The following is a 6,158-nucleotide window of genomic DNA, read 5'->3' on the forward strand; positions in this document are numbered from 1 at the left end:
GGCTTGAAGGATACCCGTTGGATGGTAGAAGATGCCTTAAAGTTTGTAAAAAAAGAATTAAAAAGAGGCAAAAAATACAACGGAATCATTTTAGACCCTCCTGCTTATGGCCACGGCCCTAATGGCGAAAAATGGAAACTGGAAGATCATATTCAGGAAATGATGCAGGATGTGGTACAACTGCTGGATGAAAAAGAACACTTCTTAATCCTAAATACTTATTCATTAGGGTTTTCGTCGGTAATTGTAGAAAATTTAATCCGTACCTCATTCCCATCAGTTAAAAACCTCGAAACCGGAGAACTGTTTCTACAAGCTACTTCGGGCATTAAATTGCCATTGGGTGTTTTTGGCAAATTCTGTAATGTGTAAATGTTGATTACTTTATTTTAAACTACCAGATTTCCACCCTACTTTCATCAAAACAGATTCGGAAACTGTCTAAACTTTAATTATCTATATAATATTTATGAAATTCCCTCAATTAGCAGGCACACTAATACTTGGTTTTGCCGCAATCAGCTTATTTGCCAACTGTAATTCAGACGGTAAGAGCAGTGGCGGTATCGGCAAAATCTTCTCTTCTGATTCAACTAAAAAGAAAACGGACTCAACGGTAAACGTAATGAAACCTGTTGATCCAAAGCTTTACGATTCGTTGGTGAAAAAACTGGCAAACGGAGATACTACCGGAAGATGGCCAGTAAAAAAACAACCATATCCTTTGGCGGGAGCCATTTTACCTTTTAAACGCATCGTTGTTTATTATGGAAACCTACATTCGAAAAAAATGGGTGCGCTTGGCGAATATGCGCCTAAAGAAATGTGGAAACGTTTAAATGCTGAGGTTAAACATTGGGAAAAGGCTGATCCCTCTACCCCTGTACAACCAGGATTACACTATATTGCTGCAGTAGCAAGTGGAACACCGGGGAAAGATGGAAAATACATCAACAGAATGGGCAACAAACAGATTGATTCTGTTTTGAAAATTGCCAAAATGCAGCCTAATACCATTGTATTTTTAGATCTTCAGGTAGCTTTAAGCACAATAAAAGCCGAGTTACCTCATATCGCAAAATACCTGGAATTGCCATACGTTCATTTAGGTATCGACCCTGAATTTTCGATGAAAGACGGAACATTGCCAGGCAAAAAAATCGGCACCTACGATGCTGCCGATGTTAACTATGTAACCGGATATTTAGCAGATATTGTTAAAAAATACAACTTGCCTCCAAAAGTATTTGTATTGCACCGTTTTACAAAGAAAATGGTAACGAATTCTGCTAATATTAAATTACGTCCTGAGGTTCAGGTTGTGGTACATATGGATGGATGGGGCGAACCTGAATTGAAAAAAGGCACCTACCGCCACTTTATACAGGGCGAGCCTGTACAGTTTACTGGCTTTAAATTGTTTTACAAAAATGATCTAAAGAAAGATCCGAAGCGTTTGATGACTCCAGAAGAGCTGTTAAAGCTTACACCAAAACCGATATATATTCAATATCAATAAAAGTAGAAGCCTGTAATCGTAATTACAGGCTTTTTTGTTTTCATGCTATATAAGATACATTTTGTGATGTATTTATCAATTTCATTTAGTTAATTTTTAATCACAGATACACACAGATTCTTATATCTGTATGCATCCTTTTTTATCTGTAGTTAATTAAGATTACCTAGTCTTAAGGATATTGAAGTATTTATCCTAAAGCGCTGTCCAAATAGCACCTCCTTAAAACTTATAGGAATAATCGATACCCAACCAATCTTTAATATCAAAAAAATGTCTTTTTTTGATTGATCTAAAAATTGGAATAGATTTTATATACGTAGGATATGCAAACAGCAACATTTGGCGGCGGCTGCTTTTGGTGCACCGAAGCCGTTTTTCAGACGTTAAATGGAGTAAGCCAGGTTACATCAGGCTATATGGGGGGAGATTTAAAGCATCCTACCTATATGGAAATTTGTAACGGCGATACCGGACACGCAGAAGTAATTCGAATCTCATTCGATGAAAGTGTTATTTCGTTCAATGAGCTTTTATTGGTATTCTTTAAAACCCATAATCCAACAACTTTAAATAGGCAGGGTAATGATGTTGGCACGCAATACCGCTCGGTGGTTTTTTATGAAAATGAAGATCRGAAAAAACAGACGGAGAAAATGATCGAAGATTTAACCCAACAACATATTTTCGATAAGCCCATTGCGACAGAAGTTTCTCCTATAGCCGAATTTTATGAGGCTGAAGATTATCATCAAAACTATTTTAGCAACAATCAGGGGAAACCTTATTGTGCATTTGTGATACAACCTAAACTTAATAAGTTTGCTACTGATTTTAAAGATAAAATTAAACCAGCGCTTTTGGAATAATTAAATTTCGAAAGTAAGTAAAGCATGTTGGCTTGCCGTATGAATATCTCTCCAAACCCTATTAATTTCTGATTCCTTTTTTGCAGCCGCTAAGCCACAGTATGGGAATAAAGTAGCTGCCGATTTCCAACAGGCATGGGCCAATTTACGACTGATTGAACTCACCTCCATTAAGATATCCTCATTAATTTCACCATCGCCCATTAACTGATTCCAGGACTCCTCAAACGCATGGTAGAATTTGGCACGAAGACCTAGTACCTCTTCTTTACAACGGTTAAGTTCGTTGTTAAAGAACAAAATTTGCGCTTCATTATATCTCCCCAATCCAGAACGCGAGTAAAAAGATTGCTCTACCAGTTTGATAAAATGATTGGTCATCCCTAAACTGTTTACTGTTAACGTGGTTTCTGCGAGCTGTAAAAAGGGATAATCAAAGCCTGAATCTGCCACTTCAATATGCTGGTTAATTTTAAAGGTCCTATTTTCGTCGACGTTTAAATCACAAACTTCAAAGGCATGACTGCCTGTTGCAATTAAACCAAAGTAAGACCATCCGGGTAAAATATTTACTTCCTCCTTTTTAAGGATAAATGATTTTATTTCAGGTTCTCCATTTTCATCTAAAATATCATCACCATTTTCGTTTTTAAGCGTGCAATTGGCTGTAAATATAGTGGCGTGCAATGCCCCGCTGGCATAGCTCCATTTTCCATTGAGCAGATACCCACTTTGCGTTTTAATGGCCACCCCACCAACGGCACCACTCCCGGCAAAACAAACTTCACGATCAGCAAAAATCTCTGCAGCCAATTTAGGATTTAAAAATCCGGCAAACCAGCCTGCACCTGCACAGAGTGTAATGGTCCAGCCTAAACTTCCATCAGCTTCAGCCAATTCTTCCTCCAATCTTAAAATTTCAGGAAGTTTTTTGTTTGGTCCGCCATAAATTTCGGGCACAAAAAGCTTAAACCAATTTTCCTGATAGGCCAGTTCTAAAATTTCGGGATGAAGTTTACCCATTTCTTCAGAAAGCGCTGCATAAGCTTTTACTTTTTCTTGCCAGGTGATGCTTAATGTTTCTTGCATGATTATTTTTTGCTTTACCTAGGAAGGTAATTAAGCCAATTTGAGTCTACTTTTGTTTATGATCTTCTTCCAGTCTAAAAATCCAAATATGGCTACGGTGAATAAAAATGTAGTTAAACAGGCCATGAGTGGAAGCTTTTTATGAAACAGCAATGGAATGGCAACAATATTCGAAATGTTCAGGAATATCCAGTTTTCTATTTTACGCTTGGCCAACAGCCACATACCTGCCCACGCTGTTGAAGATACAAAGGCATCAAAAACAGGCACATCCGAATCGGTATAATGCCTCAATACAAGATAAAGTACGCCGAAACCAATCACAGAAATTAAAACAGCAATGGTTAATTCTTTATTGCTCGACCATGAAACCTGATTTTCTCCGTCCTGTTTTCTTTTCTTCCAGATGATCCATCCGTAAACGCTCATCACCAGATAATAAATGCTCAGTAAGGTTTCTGCATACAGCTTTACATTTAAGAGTAGAAACATCGATAACAGGATCGAAATTATTCCTGTTGGATAAAGCCAGATACTATTCTTCTTCGCCAGTAAAACTTCAGATACCCCAAAACCTACAGCCAACCATTCGATTAATGAGGTGTGTAAAATCTGCTCCTGAAAAAGCTTAAACCAATCTTGAAAATTCATTTACAATAATTTGCCTTGCAGCCAGTAAAAATAATTAGATCCTGTTTTCGGGGCGAAACAGTTTTGTAAATTTTAACCTCTTCCTACGGCGGCATTACCCGCATCAGGTTCATTAGAAGGTGTAAGGTTTGGGGGTGTAGGGCCTAAGGCTAAACCCTATACCTTAAACCTTTTGGCTTAAACCTCTAAATGGGTATAATCTCAGCAAATTGAAGGCAACAGACATTGCAAGATCAAAAAGCACCCCTTTGAGCAAGGCAAATATAAGAAATAATAATCAGTGGCCGCGTATCTGTTCAGATTCATCCAGATGATCAAATACAAGGAGCTTCGCTTTAAAATAGCATTATATAACTATAATTAATTAATTTCGAAGCAGCAAATTTCAAAAAAAACCTTGTTTTTTGTTTTTACAACACAAAGGAAACAACTATAAACTATTTTAATACTAAAAACCATGATAAACCTTAATATTAAAAAAGGTAAATTATTTAAACTCCCCTTTTTATTAATTCCATTGGCTTTTTCTGCTTTTGCACAAGAAAAAAATGAAGCCGCTAAAACCATTCCTGTATTTAAAGATGGTGAAGCACAAATTGTAACCTTATTCGATACGCCCGACAAGTGGATCCGTACCGATTTATGGGTAGAAACAACATTTGATACTGACGGCGATGGGAAACCTGACCGCATGCATGTTGATGTTACACGTCCCTACCAAACCGAAACAGAGGGACTAAAATTACCTGTCATTTACGAATCAAGCCCATATTACGCCGGAACGGCCGGAAACGATAAAGGTGTATTTTGGGATGTAAAGCACGAAATTGGCGAAAAATCTGCTGTAACTCGTGTACACCCAGAGGTAACACGCACGGGCAAAAGACCAATTATCTCAAACTCTTTAATTAGAGAATGGGTTAAAAGAGGTTTTATTATAATACACTCTTCCTCGCCAGGTACCGGACTTTCGCAAGGGTCTCCAACAGTAGGTGGAATAAACGAATCGTTAGCACCAAAAGCCGTTATCGAATGGCTGGGGGGAAAGGATAATGGTTATACCACTGCTGATGGGAACGAAAAAGTTAAAGCTTATTGGAGTACGGGAAATGTTGGAATGACAGGAACTTCGTATAATGGGACAATCCCGCTTGCAGCGGCAACTACCGGCGTTGAAGGGCTAAAGGCCATCATACCTATCGCGCCAAATACCTCTTACTATCATTATTATCGTTCAAATGGCTTAGTAAGAAGTCCTGGCGGTTATTTAGGAGAAGATGTTGATGTTTTATACGATTACATACACAGTGGCGCAGAAGATAAAAGAGCATATGCAAATAAAACAATAAGAGATGAAGAAATGGCCCAGGGAATGGATCGTATAACTGGTGATTACAATAAATTTTGGGCAGGTAGAGACTATTTAAATGCCATGAAACCCATGAAAGCGGCCTTACTGATGTCGCACGGCTTTAATGACTGGAATGTAATGCCTGAACATAGCTATCGAATTTATAAAGCGGCTGAAGCCAAAGGTTTACCCGTACAAATTTATTATCACCAGCAAGGACATGGTGGCCCGCCTCCAATGAAAATGATGAACAGGTGGTTTACCCGTTATTTGTTTGGAATTGAAAACGGTGTGGAGAAAGATCCCAAAGCCTGGATTGTGAGAGAAAATCAACCTAATTCGAATCCAACACCATACGCCGATTATCCAAACCCAGATGCCAGTAATGTAAAACTTTACCTTGGAGCAGGAAGAAAGAACCATGGAAGCCTATATACCACTAAACCACAGAAACAATCTGCAGAAACTTTAGTAGATGATGTTTCTTTTTCGGGCAGTGAGCTGGCAAAAGCCGAAAATTCAGAACATCGCTTGCTTTATGTAAGTCCTACATTAAAAGAAGCAGTTCATTTATCAGGCTTAACACAGTTTACCGTTAAGTTGGCCAGCAATAAACCAGCAGCTAATTTCTCCGTTTGGTTGGTTGCTTTACCCTGGACAGAAGGAAATGGTGTAAAAT

The 6,158-nt window shown here is 38.3% G+C and carries 5 protein-coding genes and 1 pseudogene; 4 read left to right on the forward strand and 2 right to left on the reverse strand.

All coding sequences use genetic code 11. The features are described 5' to 3' along the window. The 3 genes and pseudogenes from AC1DPQ_RS14790 to msrA all read left to right on the forward strand — a co-directional run. A pseudogene (locus AC1DPQ_RS14790) lies at positions 1 to 372 on the forward strand (class I SAM-dependent methyltransferase); the annotation flags it as partial. A gap of 97 nt (positions 373 to 469) precedes the next feature. Next, positions 470 to 1,519 carry a hypothetical protein gene (locus tag AC1DPQ_RS14795; RefSeq protein ID WP_477584640.1) on the forward strand — a complete coding sequence of 350 codons (1,050 nt, stop codon included), beginning with the start codon at positions 470 to 472 and terminating at the stop codon, positions 1,517 to 1,519. Positions 1,520 to 1,845: 326 nt separating this feature from the next. Next, on the forward strand, positions 1,846 to 2,388 hold the full coding sequence (gene msrA / locus AC1DPQ_RS14800) for a peptide-methionine (S)-S-oxide reductase MsrA (RefSeq protein WP_477609971.1): 543 nt from the start codon (positions 1,846 to 1,848) through the stop codon (positions 2,386 to 2,388). Here msrA and AC1DPQ_RS14805 read toward each other — a convergent pair whose 3' ends face one another. Both AC1DPQ_RS14805 and pnuC read right to left on the reverse strand, forming a co-directional pair. Continuing rightward, positions 2,389 to 3,477 carry an acyl-CoA dehydrogenase family protein gene (locus AC1DPQ_RS14805; RefSeq protein WP_477609973.1) on the reverse strand — a complete coding sequence of 363 codons (1,089 nt, stop codon included), beginning with the start codon at positions 3,475 to 3,477 and terminating at the stop codon, positions 2,389 to 2,391. It abuts the gene before it with no gap. Between the two features lie 30 nt (positions 3,478 to 3,507). Beyond that, positions 3,508 to 4,128 carry a nicotinamide riboside transporter PnuC gene (pnuC, locus tag AC1DPQ_RS14810; RefSeq protein ID WP_029275787.1) on the reverse strand — a complete coding sequence of 207 codons (621 nt, stop codon included), beginning with the start codon at positions 4,126 to 4,128 and terminating at the stop codon, positions 3,508 to 3,510. 457 nt (positions 4,129 to 4,585) lie between these two features. On the opposite strand from pnuC, the gene AC1DPQ_RS14815 reads away from it, so the two are divergent. Next, positions 4,586 to 6,158 (forward strand): Xaa-Pro dipeptidyl-peptidase (locus tag AC1DPQ_RS14815; RefSeq protein ID WP_477609975.1); only part of this gene is annotated, 1,573 nt, incomplete at its 3' end.

This window comes from Pedobacter sp. 01T416_2 (assembly GCF_056398925.1).